The organism is Streptomyces sp. NPDC048383, assembly GCF_040651775.1.
Lineage (GTDB): Bacteria > Actinomycetota > Actinomycetes > Streptomycetales > Streptomycetaceae > Streptomyces.
This window is the reverse complement of the sequence record NZ_JBEZKS010000082.1, coordinates 1-26,709: the sequence shown is the minus strand read 5'-3', so window position 1 is coordinate 26,709 and position 26,709 is coordinate 1. Positions and strand designations below refer to the sequence as shown.

25 protein-coding genes are annotated in these 26,709 nt (G+C 73.7%); 10 read left to right on the top strand and 15 right to left on the bottom strand.

Annotation, left to right across the window (positions count from 1 at the left end):
* Window positions 1-98: 98 nt before the first annotated feature.
* Together AB0D46_RS35505 and AB0D46_RS35500 are read right to left on the bottom strand one after the other, a co-directional pair.
* Window positions 99-1,478 (bottom strand): FAD-dependent oxidoreductase, encoded by a 1,380-nt coding sequence (locus tag AB0D46_RS35505; RefSeq protein WP_362883811.1) that lies wholly within the window; start codon window positions 1,476-1,478, stop codon window positions 99-101.
* A 61-nt stretch (window positions 1,479-1,539) separates the two neighbouring features.
* Window positions 1,540-2,601, bottom strand: a complete 1,062-nt coding sequence (locus AB0D46_RS35500) for a DUF4349 domain-containing protein (protein ID WP_362883809.1) — start codon at window positions 2,599-2,601, stop codon at window positions 1,540-1,542.
* A gap of 139 nt (window positions 2,602-2,740) precedes the next feature.
* Here AB0D46_RS35500 and hemG point away from each other — a divergent pair, with 139 nt between their 5' ends.
* Together hemG and hemQ are read left to right on the top strand one after the other, a co-directional pair.
* Window positions 2,741-4,189: a protoporphyrinogen oxidase gene (hemG, locus tag AB0D46_RS35495; protein ID WP_362883807.1), complete on the top strand. Its 1,449-nt coding sequence runs from the start codon at window positions 2,741-2,743 to the stop codon at window positions 4,187-4,189.
* A gap of 23 nt (window positions 4,190-4,212) precedes the next feature.
* Window positions 4,213-4,926: a hydrogen peroxide-dependent heme synthase gene (gene hemQ, locus AB0D46_RS35490; protein ID WP_362883806.1), complete on the top strand. Its 714-nt coding sequence runs from the start codon at window positions 4,213-4,215 to the stop codon at window positions 4,924-4,926.
* 98 nt (window positions 4,927-5,024) lie between these two features.
* Here hemQ and AB0D46_RS35485 read toward each other — a convergent pair whose 3' ends face one another.
* The 5 genes from AB0D46_RS35485 to AB0D46_RS35465 all read right to left on the bottom strand — a co-directional run bounded on the left by AB0D46_RS35485 (window position 5,025) and on the right by AB0D46_RS35465 (window position 11,065).
* Window positions 5,025-6,743 carry an alpha/beta fold hydrolase gene (locus tag AB0D46_RS35485; protein WP_362883805.1) on the bottom strand — a complete coding sequence of 573 codons (1,719 nt, stop codon included), beginning with the start codon at window positions 6,741-6,743 and terminating at the stop codon, window positions 5,025-5,027.
* Window positions 6,744-6,916: 173 nt separating this feature from the next.
* Window positions 6,917-7,666 (bottom strand): TIGR04222 domain-containing membrane protein, encoded by a 750-nt coding sequence (locus tag AB0D46_RS35480; protein ID WP_362883804.1) that lies wholly within the window; start codon window positions 7,664-7,666, stop codon window positions 6,917-6,919.
* Window positions 7,667-7,749: 83 nt separating this feature from the next.
* Window positions 7,750-8,769: a TIGR04222 domain-containing membrane protein gene (locus tag AB0D46_RS35475; protein ID WP_362883803.1), complete on the bottom strand. Its 1,020-nt coding sequence runs from the start codon at window positions 8,767-8,769 to the stop codon at window positions 7,750-7,752.
* Window positions 8,766-10,133 (bottom strand): DUF692 domain-containing protein, encoded by a 1,368-nt coding sequence (locus AB0D46_RS35470; RefSeq protein ID WP_362883801.1) that lies wholly within the window; start codon window positions 10,131-10,133, stop codon window positions 8,766-8,768. The genes AB0D46_RS35475 and AB0D46_RS35470 overlap by 4 nt, the downstream gene beginning before the upstream one ends.
* Before the next feature lie 122 nt (window positions 10,134-10,255).
* Window positions 10,256-11,065 carry an aminoacyl-tRNA hydrolase gene (locus AB0D46_RS35465; protein ID WP_362883799.1) on the bottom strand — a complete coding sequence of 270 codons (810 nt, stop codon included), beginning with the start codon at window positions 11,063-11,065 and terminating at the stop codon, window positions 10,256-10,258.
* A gap of 71 nt (window positions 11,066-11,136) precedes the next feature.
* On the opposite strand from AB0D46_RS35465, the gene AB0D46_RS35460 reads away from it, so the two are divergent.
* Window positions 11,137-11,811: an AIM24 family protein gene (locus AB0D46_RS35460; RefSeq protein ID WP_362883797.1), complete on the top strand. Its 675-nt coding sequence runs from the start codon at window positions 11,137-11,139 to the stop codon at window positions 11,809-11,811.
* A gap of 44 nt (window positions 11,812-11,855) precedes the next feature.
* Entirely contained in the window at window positions 11,856-12,047 is a 192-nt protein-coding gene (locus AB0D46_RS35455; RefSeq protein ID WP_362883795.1) for a hypothetical protein, read from the top strand.
* A 63-nt stretch (window positions 12,048-12,110) separates the two neighbouring features.
* On the opposite strand, the gene AB0D46_RS35450 is transcribed toward AB0D46_RS35455, so the two are convergent.
* Complete coding sequence (locus AB0D46_RS35450; protein ID WP_362883793.1) at window positions 12,111-13,007, bottom strand: polysaccharide deacetylase family protein; 897 nt, start codon at window positions 13,005-13,007, stop codon at window positions 12,111-12,113.
* 17 nt (window positions 13,008-13,024) lie between these two features.
* Window positions 13,025-13,963, bottom strand: a complete 939-nt coding sequence (locus AB0D46_RS35445) for a PPK2 family polyphosphate kinase (protein WP_362883791.1) — start codon at window positions 13,961-13,963, stop codon at window positions 13,025-13,027.
* A 236-nt stretch (window positions 13,964-14,199) separates the two neighbouring features.
* Here AB0D46_RS35445 and AB0D46_RS35440 point away from each other — a divergent pair, with 236 nt between their 5' ends.
* Both AB0D46_RS35440 and AB0D46_RS35435 read left to right on the top strand, forming a co-directional pair.
* Window positions 14,200-16,830 carry a hypothetical protein gene (locus tag AB0D46_RS35440; RefSeq protein ID WP_362883790.1) on the top strand — a complete coding sequence of 877 codons (2,631 nt, stop codon included), beginning with the start codon at window positions 14,200-14,202 and terminating at the stop codon, window positions 16,828-16,830.
* A gap of 11 nt (window positions 16,831-16,841) precedes the next feature.
* Window positions 16,842-17,702, top strand: coding sequence for an immunity 49 family protein (locus AB0D46_RS35435; RefSeq protein ID WP_362883788.1), 861 nt, complete (start codon window positions 16,842-16,844; stop codon window positions 17,700-17,702).
* 25 nt (window positions 17,703-17,727) lie between these two features.
* Here the strand turns inward: AB0D46_RS35435 and AB0D46_RS35430 are convergent, their stop codons facing one another.
* From AB0D46_RS35430 to zapE, 3 genes are all read right to left on the bottom strand, one after another.
* Window positions 17,728-19,107, bottom strand: a complete 1,380-nt coding sequence (locus AB0D46_RS35430) for an alkaline phosphatase PhoX (protein ID WP_362883786.1) — start codon at window positions 19,105-19,107, stop codon at window positions 17,728-17,730.
* Window positions 19,108-19,324: 217 nt separating this feature from the next.
* Entirely contained in the window at window positions 19,325-19,750 is a 426-nt protein-coding gene (locus AB0D46_RS35425; protein WP_362883784.1) for an OsmC family protein, read from the bottom strand.
* A 60-nt stretch (window positions 19,751-19,810) separates the two neighbouring features.
* A complete protein-coding gene (gene zapE, locus AB0D46_RS35420) occupies window positions 19,811-20,914 on the bottom strand; it encodes a cell division protein ZapE (protein WP_362883782.1) in 1,104 nt (367 codons plus the stop codon).
* 36 nt (window positions 20,915-20,950) lie between these two features.
* On the opposite strand from zapE, the gene AB0D46_RS35415 reads away from it, so the two are divergent.
* The 4 genes from AB0D46_RS35415 to msrB all read left to right on the top strand — a co-directional run bounded on the left by AB0D46_RS35415 (window position 20,951) and on the right by msrB (window position 24,271).
* Entirely contained in the window at window positions 20,951-21,733 is a 783-nt protein-coding gene (locus AB0D46_RS35415) for a pyrimidine reductase family protein (RefSeq protein ID WP_362883780.1), read from the top strand.
* Between the two features lie 149 nt (window positions 21,734-21,882).
* Window positions 21,883-22,350 (top strand): indole-3-glycerol phosphate synthase, encoded by a 468-nt coding sequence (locus AB0D46_RS35410; RefSeq protein WP_362883778.1) that lies wholly within the window; start codon window positions 21,883-21,885, stop codon window positions 22,348-22,350.
* A gap of 94 nt (window positions 22,351-22,444) precedes the next feature.
* Window positions 22,445-23,839: a UDP-N-acetylmuramate--L-alanine ligase gene (gene murC, locus AB0D46_RS35405; RefSeq protein WP_362883776.1), complete on the top strand. Its 1,395-nt coding sequence runs from the start codon at window positions 22,445-22,447 to the stop codon at window positions 23,837-23,839.
* 15 nt (window positions 23,840-23,854) lie between these two features.
* Window positions 23,855-24,271: a peptide-methionine (R)-S-oxide reductase MsrB gene (msrB, locus tag AB0D46_RS35400; RefSeq protein ID WP_362883774.1), complete on the top strand. Its 417-nt coding sequence runs from the start codon at window positions 23,855-23,857 to the stop codon at window positions 24,269-24,271.
* Between the two features lie 302 nt (window positions 24,272-24,573).
* On the opposite strand, the gene AB0D46_RS35395 is transcribed toward msrB, so the two are convergent.
* The 3 genes from AB0D46_RS35395 to AB0D46_RS35385 form a co-directional block, all read right to left on the bottom strand.
* Window positions 24,574-25,047, bottom strand: a complete 474-nt coding sequence (locus tag AB0D46_RS35395) for a pyridoxamine 5'-phosphate oxidase family protein (RefSeq protein WP_362883772.1) — start codon at window positions 25,045-25,047, stop codon at window positions 24,574-24,576.
* An 84-nt stretch (window positions 25,048-25,131) separates the two neighbouring features.
* Entirely contained in the window at window positions 25,132-25,683 is a 552-nt protein-coding gene (locus AB0D46_RS35390) for a hypothetical protein (protein WP_362883770.1), read from the bottom strand.
* 63 nt (window positions 25,684-25,746) lie between these two features.
* Window positions 25,747-26,448 carry a GTPase-associated protein 1-related protein gene (locus tag AB0D46_RS35385; protein ID WP_362883813.1) on the bottom strand — a complete coding sequence of 234 codons (702 nt, stop codon included), beginning with the start codon at window positions 26,446-26,448 and terminating at the stop codon, window positions 25,747-25,749.
* Between the last annotated feature and the right edge of the window lie 261 nt (window positions 26,449-26,709).

Below are 26,709 nucleotides of genomic sequence, written 5' to 3'. Positions count from 1 at the left end.
CCGCTCAACCCCGCCGCCCCCCCCGGCCCCGCCCGCGACGCGCCGCAGGACCCCGGTCCTGCGGCGCGTCGTCGTTTCCGGGCCCCGTCGGGACGGACCTACACGGCCGCCCGGACCGCCGAGACGGCCTTGCGGGCCGCCACCAGGACGGGGTCCCAGACCGGGGAGAACGGCGGCGCGTAGCCCAGGTCCAGGGCGACGACCTGTTCCACCGTCATGCCCGCCGTCAGGGCGACGGCCGCGACGTCGACCCGCTTCGCGGAGCCCGCGCCGCCGACGATCTGCACGCCCAGTAGGCGGCCGGTACGGCGCTCGGCCAGCATCTTGACCGTCATCTCCGTGGCACCCGGGTAGTAACCCGCCGTGTTGGTGGAGGTGATGGTGGCCGTCACGAAGCGCAGGCCCGCTTCCAGCGCGTCCCGCTCGCGCAGTCCTGTGCGGGCGATCTCCAGCTCGCACACCTTGCTCACCGCCGTGCCCACCACCCCGGGGAAGGTGGCGTAGCCGCCCCCCACGCCGGCGCCGATGACCTGGCCGTGCTTGTTGGCGTGCGTGCCCAGCGGGATGTGCCGGGTGCGGCCCGCCACCAGGTCCAGGACCTCCACGCAGTCACCGCCCGCCCACACGTCCTCGTGACCGCGCACCCGCATCGAGAGGTCCGTCAGGATGCCCCCCGAGGTGCCGAGCGGCAGTCCCGCCGCGCGGGCCAGGGCCGTGCGCGGTTCCACGCCCATGCCGAGCACCACCACGTCCGCCGGGTACTCCTCGCCGTCCGCCGTCGTCACGGCGCGGGCCCGGTCCTCCTCGTCGGTGAGCACCGCCGTCACCTCGGCGCCGGACACCGTACGGATGCCCATCCGGTTCATCGCGCCGTGCACCAGGCCGCCCATGTCGGGGTCGAGGGTGGCCATGGGCTGCTCGCCGCGGTGCAGGACGGTGACCTCGAAGCCCCGTCCGACCAGGGCCTCGGCCATCTCCACGCCGATGTACCCCGCGCCCACGACGACCGCCCGGCGGCCCCGCGCGCGTTCCAAGGACGTCATCAGGCGCTGACCGTCGTCCAGGGTCTGTACCCCGTGCACCCCGTGCGCGCCGATGCCCGGCAGTCGGGGGCGCACCGGGCGGGCGCCCGTCGCCAGGACCAGCTTGTCGTACGCCGTCCACGACTCGGCCCCGGAGTCCAGATCGCGGGCGCGGACCCGGCGCCCGGCCAGGTCCAGCTCGACGACCTCCGTGCGGGTGCGCAGGTCGATGTCCCGCTCCCGGTGCTCCTGCGGGGTCCGGGCGACCAGGTCGTCCCGCTCGGCGACGAGGCCGCCGATCCAGTACGGGATCCCGCACGCCGAGTACGAGGTGAAGTGCCCGCGCTCGAAGGCGACGATCTCCAGCTCCGCCGGGCCCTTCATCCGCCGGGCCTGTGACGCCGCGGACATCCCCGCCGCGTCACCGCCGACCACCACCAGTCGTTCCGTCGCCATCGTCCGCCCCGTTCCGTGCCGTCGTCGTCCTACGGGGCCACGGTACGGGCGCCCCGCGCGCTCAGCCCTCCCGGTCCGCTCCGGATCCACCGGCGTCCCGGCCGGGGGCGGCGTCCGGGGCCGGGGCGGTGGGCGCCTGCGCGGCCGGCGCCTGGGCGACGCGCTCCTGGCGCGGGACCCACGTGGGGTCGGCGGCCGGCTTCGGCTTCGCCGGGCGCAGCCGCCGGTAGGCCCGGAACCCGAGCGCGAGCAGGGCCGCGGCCACCGCGAACGGCAGGACCGCCGCGAGGGCGAGCAGGAGGTAGCGGACCACCGTGGCGAACACCGACCAGCCGGCGGCCAGCGCGTCACCGAACCCCGTCTCCTCGTCCTTCTTCTGCTCCGGCGTCGCCGGCGCGGGCTCCGAGACGGACAACGTGATCGTGCCCAGGGCGGTCCGGTCCTTCAGCGCGGCCTGCTGCGCCAACAGCGACTCCAGGTCGGACTGGCGCCGACTCAGTTCGCCCTCCAGCATGACCACGTCACCCAGCGCCGTGGCCTTCTCCATCATCTCCCGCACCCGGGCCACGCTGGCCTGCTGTGACTTGACCCGGCTGTCGACGTCGGCGACCTTCTCGGTCACGTCCTGCGCCTCCACCTTGCGGTTCAGGAGCTTGCCGCTGCCCTCCAGCGCGCCGATCACCGCGTCGAAGCGTTCGCCGGGCACCCGCAGGGTCAGCGTCGAGGTCATCCGGCCCGCCTTGCCGCGCTGGGTGGACTCGTTGCCGACGTACCCGCCCGCGCCCTCCGCCGCCGTCCGGGCCGCCGCCAGCACCTTCTGCGGCTCGGCCGTCTCGATGCCCAGCGTCCCGGTGCGGATCACGTGCGGACGGACCACGGTGGGCGCCTGCGAGGCGTTCGGCGCGTTCGGTGTGTTCGGGGCCTTGGCGTCGGCCGCGGCCGGCGGGGCCACCGCCTCCGCCCCGGCCCGCCCGGCCCCGTCCTCCTTCGGCGCGGCCGCGGCCGCGCCCCGGTCGGCCGAGGAGTCGGAACCGTCCGCCCCGCAGCCCGTGAGTGCGAGGGCCCCGGCCAGGGACAGGGCCGCGAGGGCCGCCGCCGAACGGTGTCTGTTGAGCGTGCGCATGGTGAGTGCCCCCGAGGATCCGTCGAATGTCGCCCGTTCGACGTGCGGGGCCCCGTCCCCGGTTTCGTACGCCCGGTCCCGGACCGGTAGCGATGAGGTCACGGTCCGGCCTCACCGGGTGGTCTGAGACGATGTGTCCATGCATGAAGCGGACACGCGTACGGACCGCCCGGCAGTCCCGGGGCACGCCGTCGTCATCGGTGGCGGCATCGCGGGCCTCGCCGCGGCCCACCGGCTGCTGACCGACGGCGTCCGCGTCACCCTGCTGGAAGCCGGACCGCGCCTCGGCGGCAAACTGCACGCGGGCGAACTCGCGGGCCTCCCCGTGGACCTGGGCGCCGAATCCGTGCTCGCCCGCCGCCCCGAGGCGGTCGACCTGGCCCGCGCCGTCGGCCTCGCCGACGCCCTCCGGACGCCCGCCACCGCCACCGCCCACCTGTGGACCCGCGGCGCCCTGCGCCCCATGCCGCGCGGCCACGTCATGGGCGTCCCGGCCGAACCCGGCCCGCTCGCCGCCTCCGGCGTGCTCTCCGTCGAGGGACTGGCCCGCATCGGGGCCGAACGCGACCTGCCGCCCGTCGAGATCGGCGAGGACGTCGCCGTCGGCGAGTACGTCGCCGCCCGCCTCGGTCACGAGGTCGTCGACCGGCTCGTCGAACCCCTCCTCGGCGGGGTGTACGCGGGCAACGCCTACCGGATCTCGATGCGCGCCGCCGTGCCCCAGCTCTTCGACGCCGCCCGCTCCCAACCGATGCTCGGCGAGGCGGTACGGGACCTCCAGGACCGCGCCGCCCGACAGCCGCAGGCCGGCGGACCCGTCTTCGCCGGCATCGACGGCGGCATCGGCCGACTGCCCCTGGCCGTCGCCGAGGCCTGCCGGGCCGCGGGCGCCGACCTGCGCACCGGAGCCCCCGTCCGCGAGCTGCTGCGCACCGCCGCCGGCTGGCGCGTGGTCACCGGCTCCGAGGTCATCGACGCCGACGCCGTGGTGCTGGCCACCCCGGCGGGCCCCGCCGCCGACCTGCTGGCCGGCCTCGCGCCGGCGGCCGCCGCCGAACTGCGCGGCGCCGAGTACGCCTCCATGGCCCTGGTCACCATGGCCTTCCGCCGCTCCGATTTGCCGCCCCCCATCACCGACGGCGGCGCCAGCGGGTTCCTCGTACCGCCCGTCGACGGCCGCACGATCAAGGCCTCCACCTTCTCCAGCAACAAGTGGGCCTGGGCGGGGGCCGATCCGGACCTCTTCCTGCTGCGCACCTCCGTCGGCCGGCACGGCGACGAACAGGACCTGAAGCGGGAGGACGCGGAACTCGTCGACGTCTCGCTCGCCGACCTCGGCGAGGCCGTCGGCCTGGCCGCCCGCCCCGTGGCCTCCACGGTCACCCGCTGGGACCGCGGCCTGCCCCAGTACCCCGTCGGACACCTCGCCCGGGTCGCCCGGATCCGCGGCGCCGTCGCGGCCCTGCCCGGCCTCGCCGTGTGCGGCGCCCTCTACGACGGCGTCGGCATCCCGGCCTGCGTCGCGAGCGCGGGGAAGGCCGCCGATGTGGTGATCGCCTCGTTGACCACCCCTGGCGCAGACCACTGATCAGCACACGGGACAATGGACGCATGACTGCACCGGAGAAGATTCCCAACGCGGGGAAGAAGGCGAAGGACCTCAACGAGGTCATCCGCTACACCCTGTGGTCCGTCTTCAAGCTGAAGGACGTCCTGCCCGAGGACCGTACCGGCTTCGCCGACGAGGTCCAGGAGCTGTTCGACCAGCTGGCCGCCAAGGACATCACCGTCCGCGGCGCCTATGACGTCTCCGGCCTGCGCGCCGACGCGGACGTCATGATCTGGTGGCACGCCGAGACCGCGGACGAGCTGCAGACCGCATACAACCTGTTCCGCCGCACCAAGCTGGGCCGCGCCCTGGAGCCGGTCTGGTCGAACATGGCGCTGCACCGCCCCGCCGAGTTCAACAAGTCGCACATTCCGGCCTTCCTCGCCGACGAGGTCGCCCGCGAGTACGTCAGCGTCTACCCCTTCGTGCGCAGCTACGACTGGTACCTGCTGCCCGACGAGGACCGTCGCCGCATGCTCAAGGACCACGGCATGATGGCCCGCGGCTACCCGGACGTCCGCGCCAACACCGTCGCCTCCTTCTCGCTCGGCGACTACGAGTGGATGCTGGCCTTCGAGGCCGACGAGCTGTACCGCATCGTCGACCTCATGCGTCACCTGCGCGCCTCCGAGGCCCGCATGCACGTCCGTGAAGAGGTGCCCTTCTACACCGGGCGCCGCAAGTCCGTCGCCGATCTGGTGGCCGGACTCGCCTGATACCTCCCCTGGGGGGAAGGACCGGAGGACTCGACCTCCTCCGGGGATCGGGAGGCCCTGCCCCCGAATCGACGCAGCCGGAGACCCCGCCCGGAAGTTCAGACGACTGGCGGCAGCAGCGCCCTGGGAGCGCCCACTGCCCGGTCGTCCAGCGACACCGGTGCGGGCTCCGGATGCGGCGCACACGTGGTGCGCCACCCCGGCGTGACGCCCGTCAGCAAGTACCGCTCCACCCGACGGTCCACGCACGCGTTGAGCCCGCCGGCCACCCCGTGGTGGCCCGCGCCCTCCTCGGTGACCAACGCCGCCCGCGGGCCGAGCCGCCGTTGCAGCTCCAGCGCACCCCGGTGCGGCGTCGCCCCGTCCCGTTCCGCCGCCACGATCAGCGTCGGGGGCAGGCCCGTCGGACCCGCCCCCACGGCCACCGGCCGCTGCCGCCGCTCCACCGGCCAGAACGCGCACGGCAGGTTCAGGAACGCGTTCGCCCAGGTCTCGAAGGGCGCCCGACGCGCCAGCTCGGTGTTGTCCCGGTCCCAGGTCTCCCAATCGGTCGGCCAGGGCGCGTCGTTGCAGAGCACCGCCGTGTAGACGGCCGTCGCGTTCGCGGCCCGGGCCGCGTCCTGCGGCCGGATTCCCGCCTGGGCGACCAGCGGCCCCGGATCACCCCGCAGGAAGGCCGCCAGCGCCGCCGCCCGCGCGGGCCAGACGTCGTCGTAGTAGGCGGTCTGGAGGTACGCCGCGTGCAGTTCGCCCGTCCCGACGACCCCGTCCGCCGGTTCCCGGGACACGGCCGCCCGGACCCGCTCGTAGCTCTCCCGCACGGCCCGCGCGGTGGCGCCGAGCCCGTACGTGGCGTGGTGGCGGGCCGCCCAGGTCCGGAAGTCGGACCAGCGCCGCTCGAAGCCCGGGGCCTGGTCGAGGTTGTTGCGGTACCAGACGCGCCGCGGGTCCGGGTCCACGGCCGAGTCGAACACCATGCGGCGCACGTGCCCCGGGTACCGGGTGGCGTACACCGCCCCCAGGTACGTGCCGTACGAGGCCCCCATGAAGGTCAGCCGGTCCTCGCCGAGCGCGGCCCGGAGCACGTGCAGGTCGCGGACGTTGTTCAGGGTCGTGTACTGCGCCAGGGCCCCGCCGGCGTGCCGCGCACAGCCGAGGGCGTACGTCCGGGCCGCCGCGACCCGCTCCCGCTTGTACGCGGCGGACGGCTCGACGGGCACCCGGGTCGGCCCGGCCGACACCGGCGCGGCCGGGTCCCGGCAGACCAGCGGGGCGGACCGGCCGACCCCGCGCGGGGCGTAGCCGACCAGGTCGTAGGCGGCGGCGACGCCCCGCCAGGCCGGGAGCCCGGCGTACAGCGGGAAGTACATCCCGGAGGCCCCCGGGCCGCCCGGGTTGTGGACGAGCGCGCCCTGCCGTGCGGCGCCCCCGCGCCCGGTGGCCGGGACCCGGCTGACGGTGAGCGGGATCTGCGGGCCGTCGGGGCGGGCGTAGTCGAGCGGGACGCGCAGGACGGCGCACCGCACCCGCGCCGGTAGCTCCTCGACGGCGGGGCAGCGGCCGAAGACGAGCCCGCCGCCGGCTCCGCCCCGTGCCGGGAGGGCGGCGCGCAGGGCGACGCGGACGGCCCCGGCGTCCTCGACGGCGGTCCGGGCGTCGGCGGAGGCGCTCCCGGCGGCCTCCACGGTTGCGCTCCCGGCGGCCTCGGTGTTCGCGGCGACGGCGGCCGGGGAGGGCAGGCACAGGGTGAGGGAGAGGACCGCCAGGGCGGCGGCGCGGCGGCCGGGCGTCGTCCGGGGGAGGGCGGGCGTCGGCATCCGCACGGCGGCTCCTTCGTCTCATCGGTTGGTCCGATGAGATGCCAGGCCCGCCGCCCTGTACAGGCGCACCGCCGGGCGGCGCGAGCCCGGCCGCCGTTACCGCCCGATCGGCCCCCGGCCGGCGGGCGCCGCGTCGAGGTTCCGGCGGGGGCCGCCGGGGTGAGGGTCCGTCAGGCGAGCGCGGCCCGTAGTTCCGGATCCGTCACGGCCCGCACCCCGTGCACGGCCACCGCGGTGAGGGGGTCGGGCGTGCCGTCGGCGCCCGCGTCGCGAAGCAGCTCCAGCAGCAGCCGGCGGCCCGAGGGGGACGCCCAGGGGGAGTTGCGGTGGCCCTCGAAGCGGGCGACGGCCTGGCAGCTCAGGGTGAGCAGCAGCGGCAGCGAGAACCACCACAGCACGGTCACCGTGGTGCCCCGGTCGGAGGGGGCCGCGGCCAGCGAGGCCGCCGCCATGGCGAGGACCAGCCAGGTGGCCCGGCGGACCGCCCGGAGGCCCTCCACGAGATCACCGCGTACCGCCTCGGGGACGGTGAGCCCCGCCGATCCCAGCCGGTCCGCGAGTTCCCGTACGGCCCCGTGCGCGGCGGCCGCGGCCCGCAGCTCCCGGACCGGGGACTGGCCCTGCGGGTCGAACGCCGCCAGCAGGGCCCGCTCGTGCGGGTCCCGCCCGACGGGATCGACGACGGTGGCCCAGCCGGTGTGGGCCAGCAGCAGCCGCCGCCCGCGCGCCATGGACAGCAGCGTCACCACGGCGACCCGGTCCGGGCCGCCGGCCAGGTACGCGGCCTCGTACAGGCTCAGCCGGTGTTCGATGGCGAAGCTCTCGGCGGAGCCGGCGGCCTCGGTGGTGGCGCGCAGGAGCCGGACGCCGGCCAGCAGCACGCCGGCCCACGCCAGCAGGAGGAACAGGACCCAGAACATGCCTGCTTCCTACCCGCTGTCGGAGCCGACGGTCAGGGGCGCCGCACACCTGTGAGCACCTCGTGACCTGTGATGACGGACGTTCAGGAACTGCTGCTGCCGCAGCTGGAGCTGCTGCTCCCGCAACTGGAACCGGACGACGAGCAACTGGAGCCGCCGCCTCCGCCACCTGCGCAGCTACTGCCCGAGGACCCGCAGCCCGGCCCCGAACCGCAACCGGACCCGCCCCCGCCGCCCGCGCCACCGCCGGAGGACGCGCACCACACGACCGGGACCATGAACGCGTCGGAGGACCCGGACGCCCCCGAGGAGTGCCGCCGGTGCCCGGCCACCCGCGTCTGGGCCGCCGCGAGCCGGGCCTCGCGGGCCGCCGGCACCAGGTGCGAGCGCAGGTACGGGTCCTGCAGACCGCGCAGCCCGAACAGGGCGGTCTGCACCTGCGGTGCCGGATTGCCCAGGTGCTGCGCCCGGATCTCGCGGAGCGCGGCCCGCCCGGCCGCGGTGATCCGCCGGCCGGCGCGCTTCGCGCAGACGATGCCCGTCACGAGGCCGCCGATGAGCGCGGGCAGCACCGCCAGGGCGAACGGGATCCGGGGACCGGCGTCCAGCGCGAGGGTCACGATGGTGATCGGGATCGACGCGAACGCCATCACCGCGCACAGCAGGGCCTGGAGCATGCCCCAGCGCCGCCGGCCGCGCCCGGAACCGGGTGCGGCGACGAGGCCGCGGGCGGCCAGCGCGTCGCCGATCTCCTGCACGGCCGGGTCGAGCATGGCGGTGTAGCGGATCCGGTAGAGCCAACCGGACGCCGCAGCCTGAACGGCCAGCAGCACGGCCCGCTCGGCGGGGTCGCCAGCCCGGGCCCCGGGCCGTACGTGGATGATGCCCGGCCCGCCGATCGCCAGGCGGCCGTCGCCCAGGAGGGAGACGAGCGCGGCGTCGACCACGGCTCCGGGGCCGCCCGCCATGAAGGCGGCCTCGGACAGGTCGTGCAGCCGCGGCGCGGGTTCGGCCACCGGGGGCCGGGCGCGGCGCAGGGAGATCAGGAGCAGGGTGGTGGAGGTGACGACGGCGATCCACACGAGGGCGATCAGGATGCTCACGCGGCTCTCCCCACCAGGGCGCGGGCCCAACGGACGATCGGGTGGGTCGGCCGGGCGCCGGCCCGGTCCCGCCACCAGGCGGTGAGTCGGCGCCGGGCGGCCGGGTCGGCCGGCAGGTCCTGGATGAGCAGGTGTTCGGCGAAGTCCAGGGCGTCGCGGCGGTAGCCGGCCGTCATGGGGCGTTGGCGGGCGTAGGCGAGGAACGCCGTGCGGTAGGCGGCGGGGCCGCCGAGCAGCTCGGGCAGTTCGGGCGCGACCTTGGCCACGACGGAGGCCCGCTTGGCGGCCAGCGCCCGGGCCTGGACGCGGATCCGCTGCCGGTCGAAGCCCTCGGGCACCGGGGTCCCGGCGACCAGCGCCGACAGCAGGGCGGCCTGCCCGAGCCCGAGCCGGGTACGGGCCGCCCCGGTGTCGGGGGCTTCGTCGGGCGCGGTGGCGCGGGTGTCCGGGGCGGCGGTGACCCGGGCGGTGTCCCGGGCGGTGCCCGCGCCGGGCGCCGCGTCCGGTCCGGGGGCCGTTCCCGTCCGGCCCGGGCGGCGACCGGTGGGGGCGGCGCCCACCACGGCCCGGATCCGCTCCAGTTCCCCGGCCAGCTCCACCTCCGGCGGGAAGTCGTCGTCGCGCTCCAGCAGCACCCCCGGCGGGTCCACCCGCTCGCGCAGCTGCGCGAGGACGTCGAGCACCACCGGCGGCACTGGGTGCGCGTGCGTGTCGTGCCAGACGCCGTCGCGCTCCACCCCACCGGCGACGTGCACGTACGCGAGCGCCTCCAGCGGAATGCCGTCGAGGACGGTCGCCGGGTCCTCGCCGCGGTTGACCCGGTTGGTGTGCAGGTTGGCCACGTCGATGAGGAGCCGTACGCCGGTCCGCTCGACCAGCTCCGTCAGGAACTGCCCCTCCGTCAGCTCCTCCCCGGGCCAGGCGAACAGCGCGGCGATGTTCTCCAGGGCCAGCGGCACGGGCAGCGCGTCCTGCGCGATCCGTATGTTCTCGCACAGCACGGCCAGCGCGTCGCGGGTGCGGGGCACGGGCAGCAGGTGGCCGGCCTCCAGCGCGGGCGAGGTGGTCCGTACGAAGGCGATGTGCTCGGTGACCAGCGGCGCCCCCAGCGCCACCGCCCGCTCCGCGAGCGCGGCCAGCTTCTCGGCGTCGGGCCGGTCGGCTCCGCCGAGGCCCAGCGAGACCCCGTGCGGGACGACGTGGACGCCGCGCTCGCGCAACCTCAGCAGTCCCGGGTGCAGGTGGCCGGGGCAGGCGTTCTCCGCCACCACCTCGACCCAGTCCAGGGCCGGCAGCCGCTCGACCGCGTCCGCGATCTCCGGCCGCCAGCCGATGCCCACCCCCAGGCGCGTCATGGGCTTCATGTCGCCGCCCCCCTCTTCTCTTCGGTCCGTCGGACCGTGTGCCGCTGTGATGACCCCGTCGGAGCCCGGCCAACCCGCGTGGGGGGACGTTCAGAGCATGATTTGAGGTTCCCGCCGCGGCCTCAGAGCCGTGCCCGCAGCGCCGGATGGTCCGCGACGACCGTGCAGGACCCCGGAGCGATCTCCGTGAACCCGGCGTCCCGCACCACCGGCAGCCCGCTCCCACCGAGCTCGGCCCACCGCTCGCGCGGGGCCGTGCGCACGGCCAGCCGGAAACCGGAGTCCCGCCACGCCGTCCGCTCGGCCGGGGACAGCTCCCACCAGGCCAGCTGCGCCGCGTGCCCGACCTGCGCCATCGCCTTGCCGGCCGACATCCCGAGGTCCGGGTTGAGCCACAGCACCGGCAGCTCGGCGGCGGCCGGCGGGACCGGCTCGGGGTCGTCCAGGTCGGTGCCGGAGACCTGGAGCTTCGCCAGCTCCTTGGGCCAGCCGTCCAGCGGCACCGGCGGGAAGACCCGGACCAGGGAGGCCTCGCCGCTCACGGTGATGCCCGGCAGGGTCTGCGCCTTGCGCCACTCCGCGCCGCGCGCCCGCCGGACCACCTTGCGGATCCGGGCGTCCTGCCAGTCGCGGACCGCCTCGGCCCACTCGCCCCCGCCGTGCGCCCGCTCGTCCGTCAGCAGGACCAGCACGGCGCGGGCGGCCGTCTCCAGCGCGTCGGTCCGGGTGGGCGGCTCGGCCTTCTCGATCCGTACGACCAGCGGCAGCACGAACTGGGGGGCCTCGTCGCGCGGTACGTGTTCCAGGCGGAAGGGGCTGTCCGCGCCGACGGCGGGAACGGCGGCGGGGGCGTCGGTGGGGCCGTCCGCGAGTACCGGCGCGTGTCCGCCCGCGGGTACCTCTGTGGTCTCGTTCGTGTGCCGGCTGCTCATCCTGTCAAGGATGCCGGCCTCCGACCTGAGGAGGATGCTCCGGGTCCCCTCCGCGGGCGAGGATCGGAGCCATGAAGAGTGACCTGTTCGCGTCCGAGAACCTGGCCCAGCCCGCTGCCGCACCCGGCATGACCCTGCAGAACGCCAAGTCCGTCAAATACACCGTCAACGGAGAGGTGCTCGCCCGTCAGGGCGCGATGGTCGCCTTCCGGGGGAACCTGCAGTTCGAGCGGAAGGGGCAGGGCATAGGCGGCATGCTCAAGCGAGCCGTGACCGGCGAGGGGCTCGCGCTGATGTCCGTACGCGGCCAGGGCGAGGCCTGGTTCGCGCACCAGGGCGGCAACTGCTTCATCGTCGACTTCGAACCCGGCGACGCGCTGACCGTCAACGGCCGCAACGTCCTGTGCTTCGACCCGACGCTCTCCTACGAGATCAAGATGCTGAAGGGCGCCGGCATGACCGGCGGCGGCCTCTTCAACAGCCTGTTCACCGGTACCGGCAAGCTCGCCGTCGTGTGCGACGGCAGCCCCATCATCATTCCCGTCACCCCGCAGGAGCCGGTCTTCGTCGACACGGACGCGGTCGTGGGCTGGAGCGCCCGGCTGGAGACCGGCCTGCACCGGTCCCAGTCCGTCGGCTCCATGATCCGCGGCGGTTCCGGGGAGGCCGTCCAGCTGAAGCTGAGCGGCGAGGGCTTCGTCATCGTCCGTCCCAGCGAGGTCACCGAGGCGGCGGCCGCGCACTGAACCGCCCCGGGCCGGCCGCGGCCGGGGTGAGTAGGCTCGTACGCATGGACCAGCCGCAGGAGAACGCGCCGTACTGTCCCGCCCCGGCCGCACCCGCCGGGCGGGTGCCCGGGCCGCCGTACGCCGACTGCGTGGAGTGCGGCAAGCCCACCGAGTACGGGGTCGCCACCCCGGGCATCGTGCTGTGCCCGGTCTGCGAGTGGCAGGAGGCACAGCGCACCGCCTGCTCCGGCTGACCGGGCGGTGTGCCACGGCCGACCGGGCGGTGCGTCGGCTGAGCCGGCGGGCGCCGCCCGGGGCTACTTCCCGATCAGGTCGGACACCTTCACGAAGCGGTACCCGCGCGCGCGGAGCTCCGGGACGATCTTCCGGATGGCCTCCTCGGTGACCGGGGCGGCACTGCGCGTGCAGTGCATGACCACCACCGAGCCGGGCTTCACCCCGGCGAGCACCTGCTCGGCCACCGCGTCGGGGTCCTGCGCGAAGGCGTCCCCGCTGACCACGTCCCACTGCACTGCGGTCACCTCGGCCTCGCGGAGGGAACGCAGCGCCCGGTCGTCGTAGCAGCCGCCGGGGAAGCGGAAGTACGGCACGGTGTTGACCGCGCCGGCCGTCCGGAACGCCGCGAAGGCCCGGTCGACGTCGGCCCGCGCGGCCTCGTCGTCGAGGGTGGGGAGCCCGTAGCAGGGCGCCTTGAAGGCGTGGTGGCTGTACGAGTGGTTCGCGATCTCGAAGTTCGGATCGGTGCCGATGGACTTGGCCTGGTCCGGGTACTCCTCGGCCCAGCGGCCGGTCATGAAGATCGTCGAGGGCACCTGGAGCCGGCGCAGGGTGGAGATCAGCTCGGGGTTGTCGAAACGTTCTCCCGAGGCGGCGCGCGGCCCCTGGTCGGAGGTCATGTCGGCGTCGAACGTCAGGGCGACGGTCTTGTCGGTCCGCTGTCGCGCCCGCTCGAAGACCGGGGTCAGCCCGTTCGGACCGGGGGCCATGGTAGGGGCCCGGCCCGGCGGGCCGGCCTGCGGGGAGGCGCCGGAGGGAGCCGGCGAGGCGGCCGGGGCCGAGGCCGCCGGGCTCCCCGGGCGGGCCTGGCCGTCACCCCGGGACGGAGCGGTGCCGCCCGCGCATCCCGCGAGGGCGGCACCCAGAGCAGCACCGAGGACGGCCACGACGGCCGCTTTGCGCACAGAAGTGGTCACATAGGCAAAATATATGACTATGTGGCAATCAGACGGGTGCGGCACTCCTCCACGTCGAAGTCACCCGGCGGGTAGGCCGGATCGATCGCCTCCAAGTGCTCCAGTAGGAGCCGGCCGACCGCCCAGTTCCGGTACCACTTCCGGTCGGCGGGCACGACGTACCAGGGCGCCTCCGTCGTCGAGCAGCGCTCCAGCGCCAGCTCGTACGCCTGCTGGTAGGCGGGCCACGCGGCCCGCGCCTCGATGTCGTCCGGGCTGAACTTCCAGTGCTTGTCCGGGTCGTCGAGCCGCGCCAGCAGACGCCGGCGCTGCTCCTCGTAGCCGAGGTGCAGGAAGACCTTGACGACGCTCACCCCGTCGTCGGCGAGGTCCTTCTCGAACCGGTTGATCTCGGCGTACCGGCGTTTCAGCTCGCTGCGCGACACCAGCTCGCGCACCCGGGCGACGAGGACGTCCTCGTAGTGCGAACGGTCGAAGATGCCGATCTCCCCCGGCAGCGGGAGGGCCTTCGTGACGCGCCACAGGAACGGGTGGTCCAGCTCCTCGGGCGTGGGCGCCTTGAAGGACCTGACCCGGCAGCCGGACGGGTTGAACAGGCCGATCACGTGCTTGACCGTGCCGCCCTTGCCGCTGGTGTCCATGCCCTGGAGGACGAGGAGGACCCGGCGGCGGTCGCCCGCGGTGCTCGCCGCGAACAGCCGGTCCTGGAGGGAGGCGAGCCGTTCGGCCATCCGGGCGGTCGCGGCCAACCCGGACGCCTTGTCCGTGGGACCCGCGGGCGTCCCCGCCGGATCCAGGGCCGACAGATCCACCCGCTCCCCGACGGGAACCCGGAGCGCCGCCCCGAGCGCCGCCCCGTCGAGGCGGCCACCGTCCCCGCCCTCGCGCTCCCGACCCTTGTGCCGGGCCTCCTTGCTCTTCTTGCCCCCGTCGGCTTCCTTGTCCTTCTTTGCCATGGCCGGTACCTCATTCGATCGGTTCCGTCCGATCCTCCGGCAGATCGAACAGATTCGCGACACGGAGTGGACGGGTGTCGAACCACTCCCACCGGTTCCCGAGCGCACCGCAACGCCGGTGCGGGGGCGACGGGTTTGTGATCGACACTCTGATTGAGTAGACAGGTGTGCGATTGCGCGATGCGAGTGCGAAACAGTGACAGCCGAAGAGCGAACTCCCCGGGGGCGGGTCAGAAGTGACGGATCACGTACCGATCAATCCGTGCACGATCCCGCAGTTCACGGGTGATCTGGCGGCGTTGGAGTCGGACCGGGCGAAGTTGGATTCGGCGGCGGGGACGTTCCGTGATGCCGGGTCGAACGTGGATGCCGCGTTCCAGGGGTTGTCGGCGTTCTACACGGCGCCGGAGGCGGCGCAGTTGTTCGCGACGACGAAGCCGGTGAAGACGGACAGTGATTTCTTCGCCGACCAGTTGGAGTCGGCGGCGAAGGCGTTGGGCGAGTACGTCACCGAGGCGCGGCCGATCGTGGCGCGGTTGAAGGAGCTCCAGGCGAAGGCGACGACCTTCACGGGGAAGATCGCCGGGGACGAGCACTGGAAGGACGACGGGGACAAGATCGATGAGAACAACGATCTGATCCACGACGTCAACGCGGCGGTGTCGGCGTTCTGGGCGGCGGAGCGGACCTGTGCGAACAAGATCCGTGGGTTGTACTGTGCGCCGCCGTTGACGACCGATGACGGCAGTCACGGCGCGAACATGTACGGGTACAAGGGTGAGGACCTCAACAACGCGCAGGACCTGCCGTGGGGTTCGCAGTTGGAGGAGACCCACCGGGCGTGGGAGATCGGGTACTGGGTCAAGTCGTTCGTGTGGGACGGGCTGATCGTCGACGGTGTGTGGGGCACGATCAAGGGCCTCGGCACGCTCGTCGGCTTCGGCGGGCTCGACGCGATGGGTCAGGCCTGGACGGGGTTGGCGAAGCTCGCCACGGGTCTGGCCATCACCATGAACCCGAACCCGGCCATAGCCCTGCAATTCTGGACGGCCGACGAAGCGGCACTGTCGCCCTGGGAACGCGACTCGCGCAACGCGATGAAGGAGACCGGCAAAGCGTTGGTCGCGTGGGACGAGTGGGGCAAGAACCCGGCGCGCGCGGCCGGAACGGTCACCTTCAACGTCCTGACGACGGTGTTCACGGGCGGCGTCGGCGCGGCGACCAAGACGGGATCGGTCGCGAAGGTCATCGCGACAGCCGGCAAGGCCGGCCGCCTGATCGACCCGATCACGTACATCGGCAAGGCCGGGTCACTGACCAAGCTGAAGGTCGGCGATCTGTTCGCCAACTTCGGCAAGGTGGACGGGGCCTTCCCGAAGATCGACGGCGTGGTCTGGAAGGACCTCCCCAAGGCCGAGGCTCCGGGGGGCGTCACCTTCCCGCACCCGGACGACACGGTCCGCCTCCTCGACGACCCGCTGGGTCGCCCGCAGTACTACGACAGGACCACCCACCAGCTCCTGGACCACAAGGGCGTCCCGAAGCAGGACCTCACCTCGGTCCCGAAGGGCCCCGACCACCCCTTGGCGGAGGTCCCGGTCCGCCAGGAGGTCCCGGTCGGCGTGGGCGCCCACACCCCGGGCGGAGTCACGAGCCACACCCCCGGTGGAGCGGCGACGCACACCCCGGGCGGCATGACGAGCCACACCCCGGGCGGCGTCGCGGACAACACGGTCCGCAACAGCCACACCGAACCGGGCGGTGGCGGAGCCACCGGCGGAGGCCGGGACACGACCCCCACGGGTGGCCACGGTGACGGGGTTCCGCACCAGGGCGGTGGCGGAGGAGGAGGTGTCCCCCGGCAGGGTGGCGGAGGGGTCCCGGACAACCTCGGCCGCGAGCCGGGCGGCGGCGCGGGCCCCGGCACCGACGGCACCGGGCCGGCAAGGCCTGGCCACGGCGAGCGGCCGCCGCTCCCGCCCCACCGGGACAACCCGCACGACTACACGATCGCCGAACGCAAGCAGATCATGGAGTACCAGGTCCACCGGGTGAACGACCCGACCGACGGGTACCGCCAGCAGTACCTGAACAAGCTCGGACACCGGCTCCGGCTCGTCCCGGACCACACCGGACTGGTCCCGCCGCAGATGATCGAGGTCACCCCGGGCCACTGGGTGCCGAAGTCGAAACTGCCGCCGCCGGTCCCCCCGAACTACCTGGATGACGCCAAGACGGTGGAGCACGACCACCCCACGGTCACCAAGGAGATGACCGAGACCCTCGACCGCGCGGCGAAGGAGCGCCACGACGCCATGGAGGCGGACCGCAAGCCGCACACGGACTACAGGGACGCCAAGGAGGCGCACAAGGCCGCCGGCACGGACGAGACCCTGGCCGCGATGGAACAGGCCAAGGCCCACCACAGTCCCTTCCACCGCGCGCTCTCGGAGAGGAGCGAGGCATTCGGCGAAGCCATCGCCCGAGAGCACGCGATACCGAAGGAGTTCCCCGGCGCCAAGGAAGAGCCGGTCTTCGGCCCGGCCAACGGAAATGACCAGTTCGACCAGGTCTACCGGCACGGTGACCGTTACGTGGTGGTCGAGGCCAAGGGCAACGTCCGCACCGAGCTGGGGGAGCGGCGCGTCGGGGGCGACCGGGTGTCTCAGGGCACCCGTGCGTACTTCAGGGACATCCTCGACCAGATGGAGAAGCGCGGCGAGGCGAACCCGCTGGAGAAGGAGCTCTTCGACAAGCTCGACGCCGCGTTCGACGCAGGCAAGATCGACTATGTGGTGGTCAAGGGCGCGGACAACACCGGCACCTACGCCGGGCATACCATCCAAAGGTTCGACATCAGCAAGTGACAGGGGAAGATATGACGGTCATCGTGGAGAGCCACGCCGCCCCCCGGCCGGCGAGCGCCGACTGGGTCCGGGGCCAGGACGAGCGGTTGGTCGCGCGTATCGAGCAGCTCGTCGAGCGCCCGGTCAACCTCGACCGGGTCTGGGGCCAGGTCAACCTGCACGTGCAGTCGCGCACCCTCGTGGATCCGAGCGCGACCGAACTGACCACGTGGGAGACGGTGGTCGACGCCGCCCAGTTGGGTTCGGCGCTCTTCCGTACGGCGGGGATGACCGAGGGCACCACGCAGTGCCGCATCCACCACGCGATGCGGACCCTGCCCGCGACGGGTCCGAACCACGAGGCCCGCCCGTCGTCGTGGCTGCGAGCGTTCTGGTACGCGATCATCACGCGCGACCAGCCGCGGATGACGGAGCTGTGCGAGCTGCCCCTCGACGTGCTGCGGGCGTCGGGCGCGGACCACGACGACTACCTGTACCACTGGGTGGCGACGCTCCAGGCGTACTGGCTGAAGCGGCCGGAGCTGGTGGAGGAGCTGACGGCCACGTTCGACAGGTCGCACCCGGACGTCGCGGTGATCGCGGGCCGGGAGTACATCCAGCATGTGGCCTATCCGCCGATCAACCTCTTCTACAAGTTCCTGCGCAAGGACGAGGAAGGATTCCACACGGCCCTCGTCGAGGCCCTGGAACTCCACAAGCAGTACTGGACGACCACGCCCGAGCGGACCGAGGACATCGACGGCCGGGTGCCCGTCGCGATCCTCGCCATCGCCTGCCTGGCATACGACGGCGGCATCCCGGTCCGGGTGGAGTCCGCGTACCTGCCCGAGCACCTGCTCCGGCGTTCCTGGGTGGGGGAGTTCGAGGTCTGACGGGCCGGGCCGCGCGGGGTTCCGTTCAGCGCCAGGGGCCGGTGACCGCGAACGTCGTGCCCGGGGTGTAGGCGTTCACGAACATGGTGCGGCCGTCGGGGGAGAAGGTGACGCCCGCGAACTCCCCCCATTGCGGGTCGCCGGGCGGGCCCACGTCGTCCGCGTTGCGGGCCACCGGGTGGACCGCCCCGCCGGGGGTGACGCCGAAGACGTACTGTTCCCCGCCGCCGTCCTCGCAGACCATCAGGCCGCCGTCCGGGGCCAGACAGATGTTGTCGGGGGAGTCGCCGGGCAGGTGCGTCCCGGCCGACGGGCCGAACAGGACGTCCAGCCGGAGCCGGCGGCGCAGCGGGTCGTAGAACCAGACCTGCCCCTGGTGGTCGGCTGCCGAACCCTCCCGGCTGCGCGCGTAGCTGGAGACGAAGTGGACGCCCGCACCGCCCCAGTAGCAGCCCTCCAGCTTCTGCGCGTGGGTGATGCCGCGCGGCCCGAAGTCCTGGAGCCGGACGGGCGTCACGCGGGCCGACGGGTCCGGTACGGGCACCCACTCCACCGGGAACTCGGCCCCCGGCCGGTCCACCCGGGAGAGGTCCGCGAGCCCGGGCACGCGCAGCGCCTCCAGTACGCCGCCCGCGCGCAGCGAGCCGGGTCCGCCGAGGGGGCGGGCGGGCAGGAACCGGTAGAACAGGCCGAAGGGTTCGACGAAGGCGTCCTCGGTCTCGTAGACGACGCCCCGGTACGGGTCCACGGCGACGGCCTCGTGGGCGAAGCGCCCCAGCGCGGTCAGCGGCACCGCGCCGAGGCGGCGGGGGTCGGCGGGGTCGACCTCGAAGACGTACCCGTGGTCGCGGGCGTATCCGGCGTCACCGGCCCGGTCCTCGGTCTCCTCGCAGCTCAGCCAGGTGTTCCAGGGGGTCCGGCCGCCCGCGCAGTTGACGGCCGTACCGGCGAGGGCGACGCGCTCGGCGGTGACGGTGCCCGCCGGGTCCAGTTCCAGGACGGTGCAGCCGCCCAGGGCCGCCGGGTCGTACGTCAGGCCGTCGACGGCCGGTACGCGCAACGCGGCGGTGGTGCGGTTCTCGTGGTTGCGCACCAGCCGGACGCGGCCGGCGCCCGCCGCCCCGCCCGCCCCGAAGGCGGCCATGCCGTCGCAGTTGGCCGGCGTCGTGCCCTCGCCGGAGCGCAGCGGCCGGCCGGCGCGCGAGAGGACCCGGTACGAGAACCCGGCCGGTAGGTCGAGCAGCCGGTCCGGATCGGGCAGCAGCGGCCCGTAACCGGGGGAGCCGGTGCGGCCGGTCACGACCGCGGCGGAGCCGGCGGGGACACCGGAGGCGAACAGCGCGCCCAGGGCCCCGGTGAAGGAGACCGCGCCTGCCGCCAGCAGGCTGCGTCGGGTGACGGACATCGGCAACTCCCCGCTGTACCCATGGAGATGTGACCGGCCCGTGGTACCACGGGGCGCCCGCCGGCAACCGGCGGCGCGTGCGCCCCCGGTGGCCCGTCACCCCACCGGGCCCCGCCCGACGCGACGACCGGGCCCGGGGCGACGCGCGGGCCCACCGCGACGCGCGGGCCCGTCCGGCCGACGGGGCGGGCCGGACGGGACCCGTGTACGACGCGGATCAGACGAGCTCGGCGCTCAGGGTGATCGTCGTACCGGTCAGCGCCTGGCTGACGGGGCAGTTCTTCTTGGCGTCCTCGGCGGCGGCGGCGAAGCCCTCCGCGTCCAGGCCTGGGACCTCGGCGCGCACGCTCAGGTGGATGCCGGTGATGCCCTCACCGGGCTGGAAGGTGACGTCGGCCTTGGTCTCCAGGCGGGTGGGCGGGGTGCCCGCGCCCGCGAGGCCGTGGGAGAGCGCCATCGAGTAGCAGCTGGAGTGCGCGGCGGCGATCAGCTCTTCCGGGCTGGTCTTGCCGTTCGCGGCCTCGGAGCGGGAGGGCCAGGAGACGTCGTACGAGCCGAGGCCCGAGGAGTCGAGGGTGACGACACCCTTGCCCTCCAGCAGGTTGCCTTCCCAGACGGTGTGCGCGTGACGCGTGGTGGCCATGGTGATCCCTTCGCAGGTGTGGAAAAGCCGGACCGCGAAAGCGTGCCGGCCCAGCCAAACCTACTGGGAGACCAGGGGCTTCGCGTCGCGGGCGAGGGCGGTGAGCCGCGATATGGCGCGGAAGTATTTCTTCCGATAACCGCCGTTGAGCATTTCTTCACTGAACAGCCGGTCGAAGGGCACCCCGGAGGCCAGCACCGGGACCTCCCGGTCGTACAGCCGGTCGGCCAGCACCACCAGGCGCAGCGCGGTCGACTGGTCCGGCACCGGGCCGACGTCGGTCAGGCAGACCGCGGCTATGCCGTCGGTGAGCGCGCCGTAGCGGCTCGGGTGGACCTTCGCCAGGTGGTCGAGCAGGCCGGGGAAGTCGTCCAGGCTCGCGCCCGGGGTCGCGTACGCGGCCTTCGCGACCTGTTCGTCCGAGAACGGGGCGGGGGCGTCGGGCAGGCCGCGGTGGCGGTAGTCCTGGCCGTCGATCCGCAGCGGTCGGAAGTGCGCGGACAGCCCCTGGATCTCGCGCAGGAAGTCGGCGGCCGCGAACCGGCCCTCGCCGAGCTTGCCGGGGAGCGTGTTGGAGGTGGCGGCGAGCGCCACGCCCTGTTCGACCAGGCGGCTGAGCAGTGAGGACACCAGGACGGTGTCGCCCGGGTCGTCCAGTTCGAATTCGTCGATGCACAGCAGCCGGTGCCCGCCGAGGGTCTGCACGGTCTGCTGGAAGCCGAGCGCGCCGACCAGGTTGGTCAACTCCACGAAGGTGCCGAACGCCTTGAGCGCGGGCTCCGCCGGCGTGGCGTGCCACAGGGAGGCCAGCAGGTGGGTCTTGCCGACGCCGTAACCGCCGTCGAGGTAGACGCCGCGCGGTCCGGCGGGGGCGGCCTTCGGGGTCTTGGAGAACCAGCGGCGCTTGCCGGAGCCGCTCGCGTGGGCGCCGCCGAGGCCCGCGGCGAAGCCGCTGAGCACGGTGACGGCCTCGGTCTGGCTCGGCTGGGCGGGGTCGGGTTCGTAGGTGTCGAAGCGCACCGAGTCGAAGCGCGGGGGCGGCACCATCTCGGCCACCAGCCGTTCGGCGGGCACGCGGGGTTCGCGGGCGCACAGGGCCAGCGGGCCGGCGTCGGCCGTCGGGTGCCCGGAGGCAGAACCGGAGGTGGAGAGAGAGGTTGACACAGCTCTTAACTCTACGGGGCGTGGCACACTGCACCGATGCGACGCCTGTTCCCTGTGACCGATCAGACATCAGCCCCGTCCCAGGACCCGGCCGACCGCGAGTGGTCGCTCGACGAGCTCGCGGACGCCTACGCCTACCCGGAGCTGGCGCCGGACGCGCACTGGTTGCGGGCGAACATGGTCTCCACCCTGGACGGGGCCGCCCAGCACGACGGACGCTCGCAGCCCATCTCGGGCGAGACCGACATGCGCATCTTCGGCACCCTGCGGGCGCTGGCCGACGTGGTGGTCGTCGGCGCGGAAACGGTTCGCCAGGAGGGGTACCGCCCGGCCCGGGCCCGGGAGGTCTTCGCGGCGCGCCGCGCGGCCGCCGGCCAGGGGTCCGCGCCCGCCATCGCGGTGATCACCGCGAGCATGGAGCTGGACTTCGACCTGCCGCTCTTCACCTCCCCGCTGGAGCCGACCCTGGTCCTCACCGGAGCGGCGGCGCCCGCCGAACGGGTGGCGCGGGCCCGCGAGGCCGGCGCCGAGGTGATCGTCGCGGGGGACGGGTCCGCCGTGGATCCCCTCCGGGCGGTACGGGAGCTGGCCGGGCGCGGGCTGCGCCGCCAGCTCACCGAGGGCGGGCCGCGGCTGCTGGGCCAGTTCGTGGCCGCCGACGTCCTCGACGAGCTGTGCCTGACGATCTCCCCGACGCTCACGGCGGGGGACGCCCAGCGCATCGCGGGCGGGCCCGGCGTCACGGTTCCGCACCGGCTCTCACCGGCCCGCGTACTGGAGGAGGCCGGGTTCCTCTTCACCAGCTACCGTCGGATCTGACAAAGAGGCGGAATTTGACGTTCCGCTTTGCTTCCGCCGGGCACATACCTGGGCACACATATCCGCGCACGGCCCCGCGCGACAGCGGGGCAGGATGGTTTCCGCAGGGGCCGGCCGACCGGCCCCGGCCCATGAAGGAGAGGGCGTCCGTGTTCACGAGCGTATTGATGATCGAGCAGCCGCTGACCACGGTGGACGTGGACTTCGTCACCACCCTGCACGGAGACGACCAGGTCTCCTTCGTCGTCCTCATGCAACCCCGGGGAGACCAGGACCGACTGCTCCGCGCCATCGACGACGTAGCGCTCGGTGAGCTCCCCGAAGCCCTGCACGAGGGCGACCGACCCGAGGGGGAGCAGGCCAGGGGACCGGCCGCCCAGGCCCTCGAACACTCCCTGGCGGCCCTGCGCCACAAGGGGGCCACCGCCGTCGGGCAGATCATCGAGGACCATCCCCTCGACAAGCTGAAGGCCGTCGTGGACGAGACCGGAGCCGACGAGGTGATCGTCCTGACCGCCCCGCACTTCGTCGAGGAGTTCTTCCACCGGGACTGGGCCTCCCGGGCCCGGCACAAGGTCGGGGTTCCGGTGCTGAAGCTCTTCGCCCACAACGAATAGGCTGGTGCGGTCACACCCCACGGCCCGCCGCAGCCGGCCGCGCCCCGCACACGGCGGTCAGCTGCACCCCGCACACGATCCAGGAGCGACCTGAATGAAGCCCGGCCTGCCGACCGCCATGGAACGGCCCCACTTCATCGGCATCGGCGGCGCCGGCATGTCCGGCATCGCGAAGATCCTCGCGCAGCGCGGCGCGAAGGTGGCCGGCAGCGACTCCCGTGACTCCGAGACCGCCCGGGCGCTGCGCGCCCACGGCGCGACCGTCCACATCGGGCACGCCGCCGACCACCTCGCCGACGACTCCACCTGCGTGGTCGTCTCCAGCGCCATCCGCGCCGACAACCCCGAGCTCGCCCGGGCCGCCGAACTCGGCATCCCCGTCGTGCACCGCTCGGACGCCCTCGCCGGCGTGATGGAGGGCCTGCGCCCCATCGCCGTCGCCGGCACGCACGGCAAGACCACCACCACCTCGATGCTGGCGGTCTCCCTGTCGGCGCTCGGCATGGACCCCTCGTACGCCATCGGCGGCGACCTGGACGCCCCCGGCTCCAACGCCCACCACGGCGAGGGCGACATCTTCGTGGCCGAGGCGGACGAGAGCGACCGCAGCTTCCACAAGTACACCCCGCAGGTCGCGATCATCCTCAACGCGGAACTCGACCACCACGCGAACTACGCGTCGATGGAAGAGATCTACGAGTCCTTCGAGACCTTCGTCGCCAAGATCGTGCCCGGCGGCACCCTCGTCGTCGCCCACGGCCAGGCGGGCGCCGCCGAGATCGCCGCCCGGGTCGCCGGCAACCCGGACCTGCGGATCGTCACGTACGGCGAGGAGGACACCGCCGACGTCCGGATCACCAAGATCACCCCGCGCGGTCTGACCAGTGAGGTCACCGTCGTCCTCGACGGCCGGATGCTCACCTTCACCGTGTCCGTGCCCGGCCGCCACTACGCGCACAACGCCGTCGCCGCCCTCGCGGCCGGTGTCGCGCTCGGGATCCCGGCGCACAACCTGGCCTCCGCCCTCGGCAAGTACACCGGCGTCAAGCGCCGCCTCCAGCTCAAGGGCGAAGCGGCCGGCGTGCAGGTCATCGACTCGTACGCGCACCACCCCACCGAGATGACCGCCGACCTGGAAGCCATCCGCGGCGCCGTCGGCGACTCCCGCATCCTGGTCGTCTTCCAGCCCCACCTCTTCTCCCGCACCCAGGAACTCGGCAAGGAGATGGGCCAGGCCCTCGCCCTCGCCGACGCCTCCGTGGTCCTCGACATCTACCCGGCCCGCGAGGACCCGATCCCCGGGATCACCAGCGAGCTCATCATCACCGCGGCCCGCGGCGCGGGCGCCGACGTCACCGCCGAGCCCTCCAAGGAGGCCGTGGCCGACGTCATCGCGGGAATGGCCAAGCCCGGTGATCTCGTTCTCACGATGGGAGCGGGCGACGTCACGGATCTGGGACCGCAGATCCTCGCCCGCCTGTCGAACTGAGGGAGCGGGAACGTCATGGCGTACGAGGTCCACAAGACGGACGAGCAGTGGCAGGCGGAGCTGACCCCGTCCGAGTACCAGGTGCTGCGCCTGGCGGGCACCGAGCCGGCCTTCCGCGGTGAGTACACCGACACCAAGACGGAGGGCGTCTACTCCTGTCGCGGCTGCGGGTCGGAGCTGTTCCGCTCCACGGAGAAGTTCGAGTCGCACTGCGGCTGGCCGTCCTTCTTCGACCCGAAGGACACCGAGGCCGTCGAGCTGATCGCCGACACCACCCACGGCATGGTCCGCACCGAGGTCCGTTGCGCGACCTGCGGCTCCCACCTGGGCCACGTCTTCGACGGTGAGGGCTACCCGACCCCCACCGACCAGCGGTACTGCATCAACAGCATCTCCCTGCGCCTCACGCCGAAGGAGGCCGCGGGGAACTGAGGTGGTCCTCCAGGGTCCGGCGCGGGGTTCATCCCCGCGACCGGGCCCTGCTCACGTCCGGCGCAACGCGGTGCGAGCCGCCGGTTCGTGCGCGGTGGCGGGCCTTCAGACCCAGGCCTCCGGTTCCCAGGCGTGGAGCAGGTCGAGCAGCTTCGGGTCCCCGTCGAGTCGCAGGCGGTCCACCGAAACCTACTGCCGCGGCTGATCGACGACCGCGCGACCGCCTTCCGCGCCGCGATCGCCTACGCGCCCGGATCCGTTTGCCCGACAGTGATTTTCGCCGCCGCCGCGGCGGGGAGAATTCACTGGACCAGCCACTTCCCGTCGCGCATCAGGGTCCGTCCGGCCAGCTCGGGAACGGTTCCCCACGCCTGGAGCACCTGCGGGGTGACCTGGTAGAAGACGTACGACGGCCCGCTCTTGCGCGGGTCCCAGCCGTCCTTCGCGGTGAACGCGTCGCCCACCCCGGCCGGCAGCTCCTCCTGGGGCACCGTGCGCGCGGTGCCCCGGACCAGGACCACGTCCCGGGTGTGGCCGAAGGACAGCCGGACCCGGCCGGAGGCGCTCAGGTTGCGGCCGGTCGGGTTGGTGCCGCGGGTGGCCAGCCACACCGCCTCGCCGTCCCACCAGAAGGTCAGCGGTACGAGGCAGGGCTCACCCTCGGCGTCGGCCGTGGCGACCCACACGTCCACGTCCCGCGCGAGCCGCTCCAACGCCTCCCGCTTGCGTTGTTCGGGGCTGCGGGGTCCGTCGGGGAGGGAGTCAACTTCCGTCATGGGGTGAGGTTATGGCCTGATCCGCTCGTTCGCATCGGGCGCCGGACCTACGCCGTCGGCCGGAGGACCGTCCCCGTCCTGAGGTCAGTGGCTCCGTCGCCGTCCGAGCAGGCGGCCCTGTTCCCGCATCAGGTCGGTGAACCCGCGGTGCGCGTACGCGGCGAGTTCCTCGCTGGGGAACGGCACCACGGACAGGTGCTCGTCGAAGTCGCCGCGTTCCCACCGGGCCGCCGTGATCTCGTATCCGGAGACGTGAGCGCTGAGTTGGAGCAGGATCGGCGGCATCTCCGCCTCGCTCAGCAGGTCGGCGTGTTTGAGGACGAGGTCGCGCATCCGTTGGATGTTGGGGAGGAAGACGGTCGTCACCCACAACCGCCATTCGGCGAGTTCCTCTTCGGTGGGGGGCAGTTCGTGCGCGAAGGGCGACCGGCCGTCCTCGCGGGCGTTGCGCGCCATGAACGCGTGGAAGATGCGGCTGTTCGCCTCGGTGAGCGCGAACAACGGTCCGTAGAAGTCGCTGAGTTGACGGTTCACGCGCGCGAGCCGTTCCTGTCGTTGCGACAGGCGCAGGCCGTTGAGATAGGCGACGGTGTAGCCGACGAACGCCAGTGAGATCGTGACGACCACAGTGATCATGAGGCGCAATCCTAAGCGCGCGCCCCGGGCAGTGCCGGGCCGGTCCACCCGGGCCCGAAGGGCTCAGTGCCCCCGGGGCGGCTCGTCCGGCCGTGGCGGTAGCACGTGGCGGCGGGTGACCCCGGCCCAGTCGCCGCCCGCCGGGCGGTCGGGGGCGGAAGGCGAGGTGCCGGGTCCCGGAGTCGGCCCGGGGGGCGGCGGGAGCGGGCGCCGGCGCCACACGTCCGACAGCCGGTCGCGCAGCCGCGCGAGGGGCTTGGGCCGCCGCCAGGCGCGGAACTCCTCCGCCCGGCGCGCGCCGAGACCGGCCAGTTCCTCCTCGGCCTCCAGGAGCCGCTCGGGCGGCAGGTCGCGTACGGCGGGCCGGAGCACGCCCTCCAACAGATCGGTCCGGGTCTCCCGCCACAACGGCCCCGCCTGCGGGTGCGAGGACCAGAGCGCGAAGCAGTCCGCGAGGTAGCGCGGCGAGCGGCGCAGCAGGTCCCCGACGCGGGGATCGTGTGCGGTGTGCCGGTACGCCGCCAGCAGCTCGGCGTCCTCGCCGTCGATGAGCGCCCGCAGTCCGCCCGCCCCGGACCGGTCCGGCGCGAGCAACCGGGCAGCCCTCGCCGCGAGGGCGCCGGCCCGGGGATCCGGGTCCGGTGCGGGGCTCCGCTCGGGGTCGGGCCGTACGGACCGGGGTGCGTCCGCGTCCGCCCCGACCGGCAGCTGGACGTCCCGGCCCGGTACGGGCGCGTCCCGCCGGGCGGTGAGCGCCCGCGGCACCGGGTCCGGCTGCGGCGGCCGGCCGACGCCGTCGTCCGTACGGGCGCTCCCGCGCGCCGCATCCCGTCCGGCCGGCCCGGCGTCGTCCGGCCCGGGGCCGGCCTCCACCCGCAGGAGTTCCCGACGCAGCCGCTCGGGGAGCTCCGCCGCGAACCGGCCCAGCACCTCCCGCGCGAGGTCCGCGGCCACATCGGCACCCTCGCCCGCCGGTTGCGGCTGCTCGGCGTCGACGCCGCGTACGAGAACGAGGACATCGGCGAC